The sequence below is a fragment of the Novosphingobium sp. BL-A-41-Hi4B-X5A genome, from assembly GCF_055521705.1.
On record NZ_JBVFVT010000002.1, the window covers coordinates 645,140 to 660,748 of the forward strand.

Genomic DNA, 15,609 nt, shown 5'->3' on the forward strand with positions numbered 1-15,609 from the left:
GGTTCAGTCTTCAGAGGAGGGCAGCGGCTCGGGCGACTGTCCCGGTGATACGCGAGCTAGGACAGCCGTGTAGAGCTGACGCCAGTGTTCCGCCTTACCGCGCTCACGCTCGGCCGTTCGGTCCGCCTTAGCCCTTTCGGCACGGGCATCCCGGAGCTCGGTCTCAAGGCGCTCGATCTTGTTGCGGAGTGCCGCTTCGATGTGCCGATATTCCTCGGGCGTTCGCAGCGGGACCTTCTTGCCGTCTATCACCTCGGTTTCCGCGCGGGTTTCGACGCGTTCCTCGCCGATCTCGTCGGCGAAGTTGTTGTAGAGGTACTGGCGGCTGACCTTTGCTTCACGTGCCACCGAGACGAACGTCACAGCCTGCCTGGTGTCGCGCAGCCGCATGATCGCATCCTCGACTGCAGCGCGCTTCTCTGCGCTACGACGGCTGCGGGCATCGTTGAGTGTTGCGATCCGCAGATCCGGTCCCATGGTCATGACGTCGCTTCCTCTCGAGCAGTGGCCGGCCTGTAGCGCTGCTTTTCACCCTTGTAGAGGCCGTGCTCCTCGATGGAGCGGATGATGGTGTCGGTGTTGTGGACCGCATCCTTATTGCGTTGCAGGCGCTTGCGCGTGATGTCGGCCATGCGGGTCTGTCCGCCTTCCTCGTAGTTCTGCGCTTCCTGCTCGAGCCCTTCGATCGCGGCGTAAAGTCCGGCCCGTTCACAGCGGAAGTGCTCCACGTCGCCGCCATCGGCGCGGAAGAACCGGCAGGTCAGGCAGGCGTGGGCGTGCTCGCACCATTCGCCGAGTTGCCCTGGCAGCGTGCAGGCGCCGCCGCAGACCCGCGTGGCCAGCATGGTTTCCTTGCGCAGCAGGAGATCGCCGACCGCTTCGTCGACCTTGCCCGCGATTGTGAAGAACTGGCCGCCACCCTTTCGCAGCAAGGCGTTCTTCTTGAGATCGAGACGCTTGTTGACGTACATCGACGCCATATCCGGCGAGGCATGGCCGAGCTCGAACATGATGCTCAGGATGTCGTGGCCTTCGGCCGCCATTTGTGTCCCTCGATGGTGGCGCAACGGATGCCATGAGAAGTCGAACGGCTTGCCTTCGCCATCGACGATCCCGTGCCTGAGGCACAGCATCCTGAGCTCCTGCAAGGTCCAGTTGTAGCCGAGGAACGATTCCCGCTTGCCGTAAAAGACGGGGAACAGGTATTTCGTGGCGCGCCCGTAACGCTGCCGGACGCGATCCTGCTGGGCTTCGATCAACTCGATCATGGCCCGGTGCGCGGGATCGGTCGCCAGCAAGGGCTTGGTGTTCCAGCGGCTGACCTTGTTCTGCCAGAACGTGAACAGCATGAACCGCTTGTCGTGCGGATCGGGCCGCAGGCAGTCGAAGAGCAAGGCATGCAGGTCTTCGGCTCGCGCACCGGTGGTGATCCCGATCATGAAGATTACCGGGATAGGGGCAGGCAGTTCATCGAGCCTGGCCATCATCGCGGCCAAGGCCTCAGGAGGCGCCGCCCGGTTGGCGCCCTCTCGCGAAGCGTAGAGCCGGTTGCGCGGGTCATCCGGTGCCTGCTTGTAACGGATGCGCCGCGCCGCGCGCTTGTCGAGCGCGATCCGCGGCCATTCCCCCGGCAGTAGCACCGGTGCTGCCCGCATCAGTTGGACGATGTCGGTGTACCAGTTCTTGCCGGCGGCATTGCGCGCGTTTCCCCATGCAAGATAGCGCTCCATCGTTAGTTCGTTGATCTTCGCAGGACCAGCGACGGATTCTTCGTGGAGGAACTGCGCAAACAGCCGTAACCGAGATCGCATCGCGATCACCGTTCTTGGCGCAAATTCCCCATGTGCGACCTTGTCGAGCAGGAAGCCGCGCATCAGCGGGCGCAGCCACGGCTCGAAGTTCAGGAAGTTGATATAGGTGTCGCTTCGCCGTTGCCGATCGCGGAAGCGTGTGTCCTCCTCGCTGTAGAGATCGTTGAGCAGGATGATGTCGCGGTCATGCATCGGTGCCATCTGCGCCCGGTTGATGATCGCGAAGCGATGGATATCACCGAACAGCTGCACTTCCGGTGAGCGGAACTCGCTGGTGACGATCTTGCCGCCCCGGATCCACTGGCGGGTCTGGCTTTGCCTGCGCCGTCCATAATTCGCGCCATACCAGGCGGCGTAGCACTCCAGCACTGCATCGTTGTGGTGGTTCCGTTTGCGCGCACCCTCGTCATCTGATGGCGCGAAGCCGGGGTGAGGGATGTCGGCAAGGCAGCCCGCCTCAAAGTGACCAAGCAGGTCCGCGCCTTCCTCTACCAGATAGCGGATCACCGGGATCCGGCGCTGGAACCAGTGGGCGTCCGCCTTGCGATCGTCGAGAACGGATACCGCCAGGTAAGCCTTGATCTCGTTGGTGAGTACCGGAACCGCAGCCTGAAGCGGCAAGCTTGCGTATGTCTGGCTCAGCCAGGGATGGCCGAACACCTCACCCATCATGGCGTCCGACCAAATGGGATTGGCGACGAGGAGGGGGGATATCTCCGCGAGGCGCCCCTCAAGCCAGTTGTTGTAGCGATCGGTATCGTGCGGCGTGCCGCCGACGAGCGCCAGCGGCGTCAGGCCCATCGCAGATCCTTTCCGAGCAGCTCAGCCTCGCGAAGTTTCTCAAGCCTTTCATGCACCTCGTCGGGTCCTGTGAGGTAAAGCCTGCGGATTTCCGAGGCGAACAGGTGCTGATAGAACGCCGCTGTCGTTTGCGGGCTGGCATGCCCGAGCCGGTCGGCCACTTCGAGCAGGCTGTATCCCGCCGCGATCGCCTCGGATGCATGGCTGTGGCGGAACATGTGCCAGCTGAAGGCGATATGGGTGCGCTGCTCCAGCAGGCCCGCGAGCTTCTGCGCGTAGGACAGGCTCATGGCGTGCCCGATGACGCCGGCTTTGACATTGGTGAAGACGTACTCGGCGCCGGACTCGAAGGCTGGCAGATATTCGTCGCTGGTGATGTAATCGACGTACATGTTGAGCACGTAGTCGTGCACCGGCACACCGCGCGTCCGGCCCGATTTCGCACGGGCCTCATTGGCATTGTCTTCGCGCGGAACGACCCAGATGACCTTTTCGGCGAGATCGATATCGACATGGCGCAGGCCCAGCGCTTCACCGATCCTAAGGCCGGTGTTGTAGAGCAGCACGACCAGGAAGGCGTCGCGCGCGAGCCCGCAGGCCTCGATCAGCCGCAGAACCTCGCTCGGCGTCAGCCGCTTCTTGAGCACCTGCTGCTGGACCCGGCCGGGATCGCCCGAGAGATAACGGTCTTTGCGCCGTGTCGTCCGTCGCTGGCTGATATGCTCAAGGAACGGCTTGTAGATCCGGTGGCCGTCATAGGCCTTTGTGACCTCGGTCGTATCGACCGCGAAGTCGTCAGTGCCGTTGTAAAAGCGGTAGAACGATTTGACCGCGAGCTGGATCTGGTTGCGCGTCGATGGTGCCAGAATCCGCGTTTCCTGCTTGCGTAGCAGGATCAGCCGAGGACTTGGCAGCGCATCCTTTCGGCGGGCAAGCCGCCAGGCAAGGAAGCTGTCATACAGCGCAACCGTGGCTTCATGGATGCCGGCGCCGTTTGCGCCGAGGAAGCTAGCGAAGTCCACAACGTGGCGAACATAAGCGCGGATCGTGTTTGGTGACGCATGGGTCTGTTCGAGATGGACGATCCAGTGACGAAGGCACTCGACGACATCGCCGTCATCATCCAATACCGTCCACGACCGGCGACCGCCGGGCATTTCGATGCGCGCAGCCTGCCAGGGCGTCGTAGCGAACGGAGTGGACACGGTCGCTGATACTGTTGAAAGACCCCCGTGACTGCAAGCCTTTCGCCATCACACTGGACACAGTTTACATGGACAGTTATGGTATCGGTATTTACATAATTTATATTACCCACCTTGGTGATTGAAAGCGCAAATTGGAGATATCCGATCCTCATGGGCGCTCGCGGGCTGCTGTGGCATGGTTATCCTCTGCACTTGGGGATGGCGCTTATGACGGGGGTGGCGATGAGCCATGGCATGCCCGCTCATCCACCTCGGCCATCTGAACGTCTGGGTAACTAGTATGCGCTCGGAAGGGCGTGGTGCCGGTGGTGCGACCAAAAGCCTCGGCAAAGCGTGTCCGTGACATTAAAAGGATGGGCAAAGCCGGGGCAATCCAAGCGGCCTGGTCTCCCTCAGCATCAGGTCCCGTCAGTGATCAGCGTGCCACCATCCACGACAAGGTTCTGACCGGTGACGAACGCGCCTGCCGGTGATGCCAGAAATGCCACCGTGCCAGCCACTTCCGCCGGAGTGCCGGGCCGCCGCAGTGGCGTCATCGCCATGCGGCGAGCCATGAATGCGGCGTCGTGCAGCAGCGGCTGCGAAAGTTCAGTGGCGATGAAGCCCGGCGATATTGCGTTGACCCGGACATTGTGCGGGCCCCACTCCACCGCGAGATTGCGGGCAAGTTGCGCAACGCCAGCCTTGGCCAGGGCATAGGCATTGATCCTGCCGTTGCCGCGCAGGCTCGAAAGGCTGGCAACTAGAATGGCCGTGCCGCCACCACGCTCAGCGATGCGCGGCAGGGCAAGGTTGCTCAGGACGACCTGACTGCGCAGGTTGATCGCCATGACGCGGGCGTAATCCTCCATGTCGATTTCGGCGAAGGACCCCGCCTTGCCGGTGATGCCGGCGTTGCAGACGAGGATGTCCAACCCGCCAAATTCCCGCACCGCGCAATCTACCAGAGCTGCCTGCGCGGCGTCGTCCGTCACGTCGCAGGCAAGGCCCGGCATTCCCAGTTCCGCCGAGACCCTGGCCGTGTCATCACCGTTCTCGCTGGAAATGACGACGCGAGCGCCTTGCGCGATCAACGCCTCGGCAATTGCCTTGCCTATGCCGCGCGTCGACCCGGTGACGATGGCCGACTTTCCAGCGAGGTCGAACAGTCCGCTCACTTGTGCTCGGGCCTGTCCTCGGGCAGGGATTGCCCGTTATGCAGGTAGGCAGGCGCCTCTATCAGTATGAAGGCGATCCGGCAGGGCTTGTCGCTCGTATTGCGCCATAGGTGATTGGTGCCGCGCTGGATGATGATGCCGCCCTGCCCTACCGTGCGCTTGGCACCATCGTCCAGTTCGAGTTCGACCTCGCCTTCGAGCACGATGCCGTAGTCGATCGAGTTGGTCCGGTGCATCGGGCTTTCCTTGCCCGGCAGCATGTCTACCACGCGAATGACCGAGCCGCCTTCCAGGGTCAGTCCTGCTTCACGGTGGCGACCGTCTGTCTCATCGTTGTTGTCGGCCGGGACCGTTGCCGTGGTCCAGATCAGCAGGAACGAGGCGTCGCCCGAGGGGATCATCTTCGTCGGTGTCACATCCTCGGACTTGAACACGGCGCGGCCGTTTTCATCATGGCCGGTGACAACGCGCTGAACGGGAGGAAGGCCGGAATCGGAAAGCTGCATCGGGATATGCTCCAGTAAGATCAGATGAAGCGCAAGGGCTCGGTTAGGAGAAAGCCGGCCTCGCCCGCAGTGCCCAAGGCAAGGAGAGCTGTTGCCAGCGTGGGTATGTCTGCGTCGCGTCCAAGGCCGATCTCGTCGATCCGCCCAAAGCTCCATTGCCCTTCGATCACCTGCGTGAGGTTGGTGATCACGCCCTGTACCCCGGGCACGATGCTGATCGCCGACAACGCGGCGGCACACTGGTCCAGATCGTCACAACTGCCCGTGCGAAACACGAACAGCTTGCGCGGTGCATCGTCTGCACCCGACGCAATCACGCGTTCCTGCGCGAACATCGCCACTGATCCTTCGATTTCACGGAAGTTGTCTTCGTCCGGACCGATGCGTTCGCGATAGGCATTGCTGGCTTTCGAGGCGATCATGTCTGCCAGCGTATCGAACCGGATGACCGTGACCGCATCGCGATCCTCCAGTGCCGGTTGCACGGGGCAAGCGATGGCGTAATGGTGGATATAGCCACGAAAGCCGCTGGAAACCGCTGGTTCCGCCATCACCATCGGTCCGTGAACGGTCGCAAGATGACGCCGCAGGCCGGCACGGCCCAAGCCGGAAAGCGTGCGCGGCAGGATCATCAGCTTGATCGGACCTGACGCCGGTCCAGCTTCAGCCACGTCCGACTTCGTGGTCGATCGCGCCGAAGGGAGCGCCTCCGTGCCCATAAGCCTTGTCTCCCGATAGCCGTTTCAGCCAGCAGATAGACGGCCTCACCATACCCGACAAAGGCATTCGGTCGATAGCTTGGCATCGATACAATGCGTTGGTCGCCCGCGATCCGCTGCGGCAATGGCAAGAAAATTGCCAATAAATCTGCGGGGAGAACCATGGCCATCTGGCTCAAGCGCGGCGCTGCTGCTGACGTCAAAGCGCAAAGCGATCGCAAGATCCGGGACATTGTCGAGGCGGCCCTTGCCGACATCGAACAGCGCGGGGACGACGCCGTGCGCGAGATGTCCATCAAGTTCGATGGCTGGGACCGTGAAGACTATCGCCTGTCGCAGCCCGAAATCGATGCGGCGGTCGACAGCCTGACCGCGCAGGAGCGCAAGGACATCGAGTTTGCGCAGGCACAGGTCCGCAACTTCGCACAGATCCAGCGTGCCAGCATGCAGGATGTCGAGGTTGAGACGCTGCCTGGTGTCATCCTCGGCCACAAGAACGTGCCGATACAGGCAGCGGGGTGCTATGTGCCTGGCGGCAAGTATCCGCTGCTGGCCTCTGCGCACATGAGCGTGATCACGGCCAAGGTTGCGGGCGTGCCGCGCGTTGTCACTTGCGCTCCGCCGTTCCAAGGCAAGCCTGCGCGGGCCATCGTTGCAGCGCAGGCCATGGCCGGGGCCGATGCGATCTACGCGCTGGGCGGCATCCAGGCAATCGGCGCGATGGCCATTGGCACGCAGAGCATCGATCCGGTCGACATCCTCGTTGGCCCCGGCAACGCGTTCGTGGCAGAGGCCAAGCGCCAGTTGTTCGGCCGGGTGGGGATCGACCTTTTCGCTGGCCCTACCGAAACCCTGATCATTGCCGACGAAGTGGGCTGCGATCCGGAACTGGCCGCCACGGACATCCTGGGACAGGTCGAGCACGGTCCGGACAGCCCCGGCGTGCTGCTGACAAATTCGGAGAAACTGGCGCGCGAGACGATGGCCGAGATAGAGCGGTTGCTGAAGGTGCTGCCGACCGCCGATCATGCCAGCAAGGCGTGGGAGACCTATGGCGAAGTGATCGTGGCAGAGAGCTACGAGGAAATGGTGCGCATCGCTGACGAAATTGCCAGCGAGCACGTGCAGGTGATGACCGCCGATCCCGATTATTTTCTGAAGAACATGACCAATTACGGAGCCTTGTTCCTTGGGAGCCGGACCAATGTGGCCTATGGCGACAAGGCGATCGGCACCAATCACACACTGCCTACCAAGAAAGCGGCGCGCTATACCGGCGGACTGTGGGTCGGCAAGTTCCTCAAGACCTGCACCTACCAGAAGGTCCTGACCGACGAGGCATCGACGCTGGTTGGCGAATACTGCAGCCGTCTCTGCGCATTGGAAGGCTTTGCCGGTCACGGCGAGCAGGCCAACGTCCGGTTGCGCCGGTTCGGTGGCCGCAATGTGCCCTATGCCGGGCAGGCAGAACCCAGCGAATTGACGCGGGCGTGATGAACCTGCCGCGCACGCCGTCCTTCCGGCTCGATGGCAAGCGTGCCATTGTGACCGGTGCCGGCCGTGGCATCGGCCTCGCCGCTGCAGCCGCGCTGGCAGACGCTGGTGCTGCAGTCGTGCTTGTCGCACGCTCCTCTGCCGAGATCGAGCAGGCGGCAGCAGCCATTGGCAACGGCGCGCTAGCGGCAACGCTCGACGTGTCCGACACGGCTGCGGTGTCCGCCTTCTTTGCCGGACGCGAGCCGTTCCATGTCCTGGTCAACAATGCCGGGACCAATCGCCCCAAGCCGATGTGGGACGTAACCGAAGCCGATTACGATGCCGTTCTGGATCTCAATCTGAAAGCTGCATTTTTCGTGGCAAAGGCCTGCGCACGACGGATGATCGAGACCGGCACCCAAGGCTCGCTGATCCACATGGGTAGCCAGATGGGCCACGTTGGTGGTCCTAACCGCAGCCTCTATTGCGCCAGCAAGTGGGCACTGGAGGGCATGAACAAGGCTTTCGCGCTTGATCTTGCCCCGCACGGAATACGCTCGAACACCATCGCGCCAACGTTCATCGAAACGCCTCTGACCCAACCGATGTTCGAAGACGCGGCCTTCAAGGCCAGCGTTCTGCAGAAGATCAAGCTTGGCCGTATCGGAACGCCAGAAGACCTGATGGGCGCGATACTGTTCCTTGCCTGCGATGGCTCCTCTCTTATGACCGGTTCAAGCATCGTCGTCGACGGCGGCTGGACCGCTGAGTAGAACCCCGATGACAACCATTGCTTCGGCAAACTTGCCGACCCTCGAATTGGACCCGTTTGACCCGGCGTTTCTTGCCGATCCCTTCAGCGCCCACCCTGTGCTGCGCGATGCCGGGCCAGTCGTTTTCCTGCCCAAGATCGGCTGTTTCGCCATGGCTCGTCATGCCGAAGTACAGGCCGCACTGAAGGACTGGGAGGCCTTCATTTCCGGCAGGGGCGTGGGTCAGACTGACTTTCTCAAGGAAACGCCGTGGCGTCCGCCCTCGCTGCTGCTCGAGGCTGATCCTCCGCTGCACGATCGCACGCGTGGGCTGATGAACCGCGTGGCCTCGCTGCGTGCGCTCCGCGAAGTCATGCCGCGATGGCAGGCCAAGGCCGACGCGTTGGTCAGTCAGCTGGCAGGGATTGGCTCCTTCGATGCCATCCCCGCGCTGGCCGAAGCCTTCCCCCTCTCGGTGTTTCCCGATCTCATCGGATTGCGTGAAGAGGGACGCGAAAATCTGATTCCTTATGCCACTGTAGCGTTCAATGCATTCGGGCCTCGCAATGCCCTGCTTGCCGAGACGATGGCTGCGGCGCGTGACGCGACCGAGTGGGTTGCGCAAAGTTGCAAGCGCGAGCTGCTCAGGCCGGGCGGATGGGGCATGCAGGTTTACGAAGCGGCTGATCGGGGCGAGTGCAGCCACGATGAAGCCGAGCGCTTGGTGCGGTCTTTCCTGACCGCCGGGGTAGATACCACCGTCAACGGCATCGCTACGCTGCTCCATGCCTTCGCTGAATTTCCCGGTCAGTGGGCGAAGCTGCGGGCAGACCCTAAGCTGGTGAAGAAGGCTGTCGAGGAATCGCTGCGCTGGGGCGGAACGGTGCAGACCTTCTTCCGAACAACCTCGCGAGACGTCTCAATCGGGGGGCACATTATTCCGGAAGGCCAGAAGGTTCTGCTCTTCCTCGCCGCAGCCAACCGCGACCCACGCAAGTGGGAAGATGCCGACAGGTTCGAGATTACCCGCGTGGCCAGTGGCCATGTCGGCTTTGGCTTCGGCATCCACCAGTGTCTTGGCCAGATGGTCGCGCGGATGGAGGCCGAAGCGGTCACCAATGCTCTTCTTGCGAACGTTGGTGAAATCCGAGCGACTGGACCTGTCCGCCGCCGCCTTAACAACACTCTCCACGCGATCGGCGAACTTCCGATCGAACTGATCCCTGCCTGAAAGATACTGCTGCCATGTTCGAACCCTTTCCCGGAAACTACGTGTGGAACCTCGGTATAAATCTCGCGTTGATAGCGGGCGGTAACCACGGCGAACTCGACGAGGTCTGCCGCCCGGTGCGCGAAGCTGCCAAGGCCGGAGCGGATGCAGGGTCGGCGCAGTTGTTCGACAGCTGGATCGCCGTGGCCGATCAGGTTGCCCGCAATGCCAAAGCCGATGAGGACGAGGGCTTCCTGCTTTCAGCCGGGACAAAGTACCTGCGCGCCTCGGGTTACTATCTCGGCGCCGAACGCCTGCAAAGCCGGGACTATGCGCCGCGCTGGGTTGCCTATGACCGGGGTCTCGAACTCTATCACAAGGGCTGCGCCCTGCGGGGTCTCCACGTTGACCGGGTCGAAATCCCCTATGAGGGATCGAGCTACCCCGCGCTTTTCATACACGATGGCAGCGGGACACCGCGCCCCACGCTGGTCTCCGTCAACGGCCTCGATTCCATGAAGGAACAAGTCGCCATGGCAGGGCATGGCGCTGTGAATCTCGAGCGGGGGATGAACACCCTGTTGCTCGACCAGCCGGGCACCGGCGAGGCGATCCGCAAGCGCAACCTGCCGGCGGTGTTCGATGCGGAACGCTGGGGCAGCCCGGCTTTCGACTATCTGCTGACGCGCAGCGACGTGGTCCATTCGCAGATCGGCATCTTTGGCCTGTCATTTGGTGGCTATCACGCACCGCGCATCGCCGCCAACGATCCGCGCTATGCCCTGTGCGCGGTGATGGGCGCCAACCATGTCTGGGGCCAGCGCCAGCGCGAGCGGGTTGCCAATGAGGGCGAGAACCCAGTCCCACACTATTGGGACCACGTCATGTGGGTCTTTGGCATCGACAGCCAGCAAGCCTTTCTCGACTATGCCGACCAGATCACCCTCGACGGACAGATCGAGAAGATCCGGGTACCGTTCCTGATTACCCACGGCGAGAACGATCGTCAGATCCCCGCCTTCAACGCACAGAGGAGCTACGACCAGGCGGTGAACAGCCCGAAGCGGACCTTGCGCATCTTCACCAAGGCCGATTTCGAGGTCGAGCACTGCGGAGCCGACAACGGCACCGGAATGCGCGACTACATCGCGGACTGGTGCGCGCAGACTTTTGCAGAGCTGGCCGAGAGCCAAGCGTGAAGGCCGCTATTCCATTTCTCGAGTTTTCTACATCAAGGGTAACTGGCCCATGCCGACGTCCATGACCGAACAAAGCATAAGCAGCATCACCACGGCACTTGTCGTGGGCGGGGGAATTGGCGGCATGGCAAGCGCAATAAGCCTTGCAGAAAGGGGCGTGAAGGTCGACCTGATCGACCTCGACCCGGAATGGCGCGTTTACGGCGCAGGAATCACCATTACCGGCCCGACCTTGCGCGCCTACCGTCGGCTGGGCCTGCTCGAAAAGATCAAGCAGCACGGCGCGATCACCAGCAAGACCCGGCTGTTCCGCTTCGACGGCACGCATATGCTCGATCTGGACGAGCCCATCATCGAAGAGGGCCTTCCCGCCACGGGTGGCATCATGCGCCCGGTGCTGCATCGCATCATGCAGGAGCGGGTGCGCGAACTCGGCATCCCGGTACGCCTCGGCCTGACGGTCACGGCGCTCGAGAACAGCGAACGCGGGGTCGAAGTCTGCTTCTCGGACGGCGCCACCAACCACTACGATCTGGTGGTAGGGGCCGACAGCGTGTTCTCCACCGTGCGCGAGCTCGCCTTCCCGCATATGGGACCGGCGCTCCCGACCGGGCAAGCGTGCTGGCGCATCTCGATCCGCAAGCCTCCGGGCCTCGATGCCGGAGAATTCTTCCTCGGGCATGCCAATCCCGCCGGGATCACCGCTTGCGGTCCGGATACCGTCTACATGTGGATGCTGACGCCGCACGTGGAACGCGAACGGCACATGGACGAGATCGAACTCTTCGATACGCTCAAGGAACTGTTGCGCGATTTTGGAGGAAGCGCCGGCTGGATTCGCGACAACATGACGCGGGAAGACTGGATCAACTACCGCCCGCTTGCGGCGATCCTGCAACCGCAGGACTGGTTCAATGGCCGCATAGTCCTTCTCGGTGACGCCGTACACGCAACCACGCCCCATCTGGCCTCAGGCGCGGGGATGGCCGTGGAAAGCGGCCTAGTCCTGGCCGAAGAACTGGCCCGGACCGATGACGTCCCTGCTGCGCTTGCAGCCTACCAGGAACGCCGCTTCGACCGTTGCCGCGATGTGATCGAGACCAGCGTTGCGGTCGGCAAGCTGCAGCTCGCGAACGGCGATCCCAGAATCCACGCAGAAATGCTGGAAGGTGCGCTGCAACGCCTCAACCAGCCATTTTAGCGCCAGTTGGCGTCGTTCCGGCCAAAGCCGCAATCAGCTTCATCAACCACATCAAGCCCTTGGCGGCTGATCGCGCCGGTCTAGCCTCCTCCCACAATGAGCAGAACCGAGCGGGAGACGAGGGATGATAGGCACAGGGCGCGCCATGGCGTTGTTCGCCCTGCCGGCACTGGGGGGGTTACTTCCTCTGTGAGCAGCCAGACCCGCGCGGTTGGTGCAGGCCGCGCTCTACGGGTAGGAGGCAAAGGTTGCAGCAGACGCGCCCGGGATCCCAACGGCATTACTGCTCCGGGAAAGTAAGGCATTCATCTCCGACGGCTGTTGCCGCGTTTGATCGCACGCTCAGCGCAAGCCGAACAGCTTGCCGCGCAGCTTGAAAAGGTGTTCGCGCATCATGCGCTCGGCTGCGCCCGGGTCGTGGCGACGGATGGCCTCGACCACCTCGGCATGTTCGCCATCGGTGTCTTCCTTTGGCCCGGGCTCTGATCCGAAGACCTGATCGATGCGGCTGTCGAGCGTCACCTTCATCTGGCTGCGCAGCGTATCGTAGAGAGTCAGCAGCATGTTGTTGTGGGTCGCCTGGGCGATCGCCCGGTGCAGCCGCTCGTCCAGTCGCTTCCAGTGCAGCATCGATGGCGCCAGCTTCATCTCCGCGAGGCAGGCGTCCATCTCCGCCACGTCATCCGGCGTGCAGTGGATAGCTGCAAGTGCTGCCAGTTGGGGTTCGAGAGCGGTGCGGGCTTGCAGGATATCGTCGACGCTGAAAGAGGCCGCGACAGGATTGCTGTCTACCAGCTTGCGCGGGCCGACGAAGGTGCCCTTGCCGACATGACGCCAGATCGCGCCTTCGCTTTCGAGCCGCTTCAGCAAGGTTCGCAAACGCCCGCGCGAGACACCAAGTTCCTCGCTCAGCTTCGGTTCGGGCGGCAGGCGATCCTCGCCCCGCTCCACCGTCTGGTCGAGCAAGACCTTCAGTCGCCCCAGATCCTCTTCGATCACCGAGAAATTCCCCTCGCTTCCACGCCTGACCAATGCGACATGCGTGGCAGCCAATCAATGGGTTGTTGCGCCGGTCAGATACCGCCCAACGCCACATACTTGGTCTCGAGGTATTCCTCGATCCCGACCTGCGCGCCTTCGCGGCCAAGGCCAGAGGCTTTGACTCCGCCAAACGGCGCAACTTCCGTGGAGATCAGGCCTTCGTTGACTCCCACCATGCCGAATTCCAGCCCGTCGACCACTCGGAAGATACGTGCCGCATCGCGCGCGCAGACGTAGGCGGCAAGGCCGAACGGGGTGTCGTTGGCAAGGCGGATCGCCTCCTCCTCGGTTTCGAACCGGAACACCGGAGCGACCGGGCCAAAGGTCTCCTCGCCAAAGATCTGCGCGTCATGCGGCACATTGGTGAGGACCGTGGGCTCGAAGAAATTGCCGCCCAGTTGATGCCGCTTTCCGCCCGCCACCACGCTGGCTCCACGGGCAACCGCATCGGCGATGTGTTCCTCAACCTTGGCCACAGCCGCCGCATCGATCAGCGGGCCGATCACGGCACCGGGCTGGGTGCCTTCGTCCACCTTGAGCCTGGTCGTTTCCTCAGCCAGCCGCCGGGCGAATTCGTCATGCACGCCGGACTGGACCAGAAAGCGGTTCGCGCCCACACAGGACTGTCCGCTGTTGCGGTACTTGGCAACCAGCGCCGCCTTTACCGCGACATCGAGGTCCGCATCGTCGAACACGATGAACGGCGCGTTGCCGCCCAGTTCCATGGAGGTGCGCTTGATCGTGGCGGCGCACTGTTCCAGCAGCAAGCCGCCGATCTCGGTCGATCCGGTGAAGGACAGCTTGCGGACGATGGGGTTGGCGGTGATCTCGCCTCCGATGGCCCCGGCCGAGCCCGTCACCACGTTGCACACGCCCTTGGGCAGGCCGGCGCGTTCGGCCAGCATGGCCAGAGCCAGCGTGGTCAGCGGGGTCTGGCTGGCGGGCTTGATCACCCCGGTGCAGCCTGCGGCCCAGCCCGGCCCGGCTTTGCGAGTCAGCATTGCGGCGGGGAAGTTCCATGGCGTGATCGCGGCGAATACGCCTACCGGCACCTTCTGCACCAGAATGCGACGGCCGTGCAAGTTCTGCGGAATGATCGCGCCATTGGTGCGCTTCGCCTCTTCGGCGAACCATTCGATGAAGCTCGCAGCATAGAGCACTTCGCCCTTGCCCTCGGCCAGCGGCTTGCCCTGTTCCGAGGTGATGATCAGGGCAAGATCGTCGATATTCTCGATCATCAGTTCATGGAACCGGCGCAGGATCACGCTGCGCTCCTTGGCCAGCAGGCTCTTCCACGCCGGAAGCGCGGCAGCGGCAGCGGCAATGGCGCGGCGTGTTTCATCCGCCCCGCCCTTGGGCACGCGCGCGATCAGCGCCCCGGTTGCCGGATTGCGCACCTCGAAGGTCGCGCTGTTGTCGGCGGCAACCCATTGCCCATCAATCAGCATCGCCTGCCGAAGCAGCGATGGGTCCTTGAGCGAGAGCGTGGTGATCTGTTCCATGGCGTCGGCTTTCAGCAGGGGTTTCGGCCAATGAAGAACAATTCGTCGGGATCGCTCGTCGGATTGAGCCCGGCCGCTTCCTGCCCCCGGCGAAGTGCGGTCATGTCACGCTGATAGACCCGCGCCGTCGGATGACGCAGCGGTCCACCGTTATAGCCCTGAAGCCAGGCCTCGTACTTCCACATCATCCGGTTGATCAGGCCATTGCCTGCCTGCGGCACGCTTGCAAAGGCGCGGCGCGCCGGGTCTACCCGGTGGAACTCGGCCGTCGCTTCGGCAAAGCGCTTTTCGCGGATCAGATTGAACACGCGAGGTAGCCACGGCCCGAAATAGGCCGAGAAATTGGTCCCGCAGAACGGCACGTCGATCAACTGTGCCAAGGGCACGAATTCGTGTTCCAGCGGGTAGGAGATCACCACTTCATCGGCAAATTCGCGGTGCGCCTCGATCGCACCCATGATGAACGGCGCTCCGCCTTCAGCCTTGATCGAAACCACGTTGGGGCAATCGTCGACCAGACGGCGCAGCAGTTCGATCGGCATGTCGGTCGGGCTGAGGCGGGAGAAGCCCCAGGTCGGGATCGGGAACAGCATGACCGCAAGGTTCGTCGCATCGCAGAACGCCTTGGTATAGGCGTAGATATCGTCCAGCGACTTGGGGAAGAAGTAGGGCGGATAGCCCAGCAGGACCAGCTCTACCCCTGCCGCCTCGGCCAGCTTGGCCGCTGCGATGTTTTCTTCCAGCGTGTTGAAGACGGCATGATGGACAACGAAAATCCGCCCTGCCGCCTCTTCCACCATAACTTCGACAAAGCGCTGGTATTCGGCCATGGTCACGGCCACTTCCGAACAGGCCAAGGTGCCGACGAAACCATGTTCGATGGTGGTGCGGATGTCGTGCCGCGCCGCCTTTTCGTTGAGGGCGGCAAAGTCGTTGGTCATCGTCGGCACGATGACATTGGCAACGCCATGCATCTTCTCGCGCGCCCAGGCGCGGGCTTCGCTCTTGGTATAGCTGGGCATTGGC

The 15,609-nt window shown here is 62.7% G+C and carries 14 protein-coding genes; 5 read left to right on the top strand and 9 right to left on the bottom strand.

Features of this window, described 5'->3' with window-relative positions; genetic code table 11:
• Window positions 1-3 precede the first annotated feature (3 nt).
• The 6 genes from ACZ1JY_RS18665 to ACZ1JY_RS18690 form a co-directional block, all read right to left on the bottom strand.
• On the bottom strand, window positions 4-483 hold the full coding sequence (locus tag ACZ1JY_RS18665; RefSeq protein WP_011445585.1) for a hypothetical protein: 480 nt from the start codon (window positions 481-483) through the stop codon (window positions 4-6).
• Complete coding sequence (locus ACZ1JY_RS18670) at window positions 480-2,612, bottom strand: tyrosine-type recombinase/integrase (RefSeq protein WP_010890943.1); 2,133 nt, start codon at window positions 2,610-2,612, stop codon at window positions 480-482. The genes ACZ1JY_RS18665 and ACZ1JY_RS18670 overlap by 4 nt, the downstream gene beginning before the upstream one ends.
• The gene (locus ACZ1JY_RS18675; RefSeq protein WP_010890944.1) at window positions 2,603-3,817 is read right to left on the bottom strand and encodes a tyrosine-type recombinase/integrase; all 1,215 of its coding nucleotides are present in this window, start codon (window positions 3,815-3,817) and stop codon (window positions 2,603-2,605) included. The genes ACZ1JY_RS18670 and ACZ1JY_RS18675 overlap by 10 nt, the downstream gene beginning before the upstream one ends.
• Window positions 3,818-4,218: 401 nt before the next feature.
• Window positions 4,219-4,977 carry an SDR family NAD(P)-dependent oxidoreductase gene (locus ACZ1JY_RS18680; protein ID WP_465131101.1) on the bottom strand — a complete coding sequence of 253 codons (759 nt, stop codon included), beginning with the start codon at window positions 4,975-4,977 and terminating at the stop codon, window positions 4,219-4,221.
• Entirely contained in the window at window positions 4,974-5,483 is a 510-nt protein-coding gene (locus ACZ1JY_RS18685; RefSeq protein ID WP_465131102.1) for a cupin domain-containing protein, read from the bottom strand. Before ACZ1JY_RS18685 ends, ACZ1JY_RS18680 begins: the two co-directional genes overlap by 4 nt.
• 20 nt (window positions 5,484-5,503) lie before the next feature.
• Complete coding sequence (locus ACZ1JY_RS18690) at window positions 5,504-6,202, bottom strand: EthD domain-containing protein (protein ID WP_465131103.1); 699 nt, start codon at window positions 6,200-6,202, stop codon at window positions 5,504-5,506.
• 162 nt (window positions 6,203-6,364) lie between these two features.
• Between ACZ1JY_RS18690 and hisD the strand changes: the two genes are divergently transcribed.
• The 5 genes from hisD to ACZ1JY_RS18715 all read left to right on the top strand — a co-directional run bounded on the left by hisD (window position 6,365) and on the right by ACZ1JY_RS18715 (window position 12,040).
• Entirely contained in the window at window positions 6,365-7,696 is a 1,332-nt protein-coding gene (gene hisD, locus ACZ1JY_RS18695; protein ID WP_465131104.1) for a histidinol dehydrogenase, read from the top strand.
• Window positions 7,696-8,451 carry an SDR family NAD(P)-dependent oxidoreductase gene (locus tag ACZ1JY_RS18700; RefSeq protein WP_465131105.1) on the top strand — a complete coding sequence of 252 codons (756 nt, stop codon included), beginning with the start codon at window positions 7,696-7,698 and terminating at the stop codon, window positions 8,449-8,451. The genes hisD and ACZ1JY_RS18700 overlap by 1 nt, the downstream gene beginning before the upstream one ends.
• A gap of 7 nt (window positions 8,452-8,458) precedes the next feature.
• Entirely contained in the window at window positions 8,459-9,661 is a 1,203-nt protein-coding gene (locus ACZ1JY_RS18705) for a cytochrome P450 (protein ID WP_465131106.1), read from the top strand.
• 14 nt (window positions 9,662-9,675) lie between these two features.
• Window positions 9,676-10,839 (top strand): alpha/beta hydrolase, encoded by a 1,164-nt coding sequence (locus ACZ1JY_RS18710; protein ID WP_465131107.1) that lies wholly within the window; start codon window positions 9,676-9,678, stop codon window positions 10,837-10,839.
• 61 nt (window positions 10,840-10,900) lie between these two features.
• Window positions 10,901-12,040 carry an FAD-dependent monooxygenase gene (locus ACZ1JY_RS18715; RefSeq protein ID WP_465131108.1) on the top strand — a complete coding sequence of 380 codons (1,140 nt, stop codon included), beginning with the start codon at window positions 10,901-10,903 and terminating at the stop codon, window positions 12,038-12,040.
• A 342-nt stretch (window positions 12,041-12,382) separates the two neighbouring features.
• Here ACZ1JY_RS18715 and ACZ1JY_RS18720 read toward each other — a convergent pair whose 3' ends face one another.
• From ACZ1JY_RS18720 to ACZ1JY_RS18730, 3 genes are all read right to left on the bottom strand, one after another.
• The gene (locus ACZ1JY_RS18720; RefSeq protein WP_465131109.1) at window positions 12,383-13,039 is read right to left on the bottom strand and encodes a FadR/GntR family transcriptional regulator; all 657 of its coding nucleotides are present in this window, start codon (window positions 13,037-13,039) and stop codon (window positions 12,383-12,385) included.
• A gap of 74 nt (window positions 13,040-13,113) precedes the next feature.
• Window positions 13,114-14,583, bottom strand: coding sequence for an NAD-dependent succinate-semialdehyde dehydrogenase (locus tag ACZ1JY_RS18725; protein WP_465131110.1), 1,470 nt, complete (start codon window positions 14,581-14,583; stop codon window positions 13,114-13,116).
• Between the two features lie 11 nt (window positions 14,584-14,594).
• Window positions 14,595-15,605: a dihydrodipicolinate synthase family protein gene (locus ACZ1JY_RS18730; RefSeq protein ID WP_465131111.1), complete on the bottom strand. Its 1,011-nt coding sequence runs from the start codon at window positions 15,603-15,605 to the stop codon at window positions 14,595-14,597.
• Between the last annotated feature and the right edge of the window lie 4 nt (window positions 15,606-15,609).

What these genes read in the sequence shown, in the direction of transcription:
- ACZ1JY_RS18700 (WP_465131105.1), top strand. Translation starts at nt 7,696, where the DNA reads ATGAACCTGCCGCGCACGCCGTCCTTCCGGCTCGATGGCAAGCGTGCC.
- ACZ1JY_RS18665 (WP_011445585.1), bottom strand. Translation starts at nt 483, where the DNA reads ATGACCATGGGACCGGATCTGCGGATCGCAACACTCAACGATGCCCGC.
- ACZ1JY_RS18730 (WP_465131111.1), bottom strand. Translation starts at nt 15,605, where the DNA reads ATGCCCAGCTATACCAAGAGCGAAGCCCGCGCCTGGGCGCGCGAGAAG.
- hisD (WP_465131104.1), top strand. Translation starts at nt 6,365, where the DNA reads ATGGCCATCTGGCTCAAGCGCGGCGCTGCTGCTGACGTCAAAGCGCAA.
- ACZ1JY_RS18710 (WP_465131107.1), top strand. Translation starts at nt 9,676, where the DNA reads ATGTTCGAACCCTTTCCCGGAAACTACGTGTGGAACCTCGGTATAAAT.
- ACZ1JY_RS18690 (WP_465131103.1), bottom strand. Translation starts at nt 6,202, where the DNA reads ATGGGCACGGAGGCGCTCCCTTCGGCGCGATCGACCACGAAGTCGGAC.
- ACZ1JY_RS18725 (WP_465131110.1), bottom strand. Translation starts at nt 14,583, where the DNA reads ATGGAACAGATCACCACGCTCTCGCTCAAGGACCCATCGCTGCTTCGG.
- ACZ1JY_RS18705 (WP_465131106.1), top strand. Translation starts at nt 8,459, where the DNA reads ATGACAACCATTGCTTCGGCAAACTTGCCGACCCTCGAATTGGACCCG.
- ACZ1JY_RS18715 (WP_465131108.1), top strand. Translation starts at nt 10,901, where the DNA reads ATGACCGAACAAAGCATAAGCAGCATCACCACGGCACTTGTCGTGGGC.
- ACZ1JY_RS18670 (WP_010890943.1), bottom strand. Translation starts at nt 2,612, where the DNA reads ATGGGCCTGACGCCGCTGGCGCTCGTCGGCGGCACGCCGCACGATACC.
- ACZ1JY_RS18685 (WP_465131102.1), bottom strand. Translation starts at nt 5,483, where the DNA reads ATGCAGCTTTCCGATTCCGGCCTTCCTCCCGTTCAGCGCGTTGTCACC.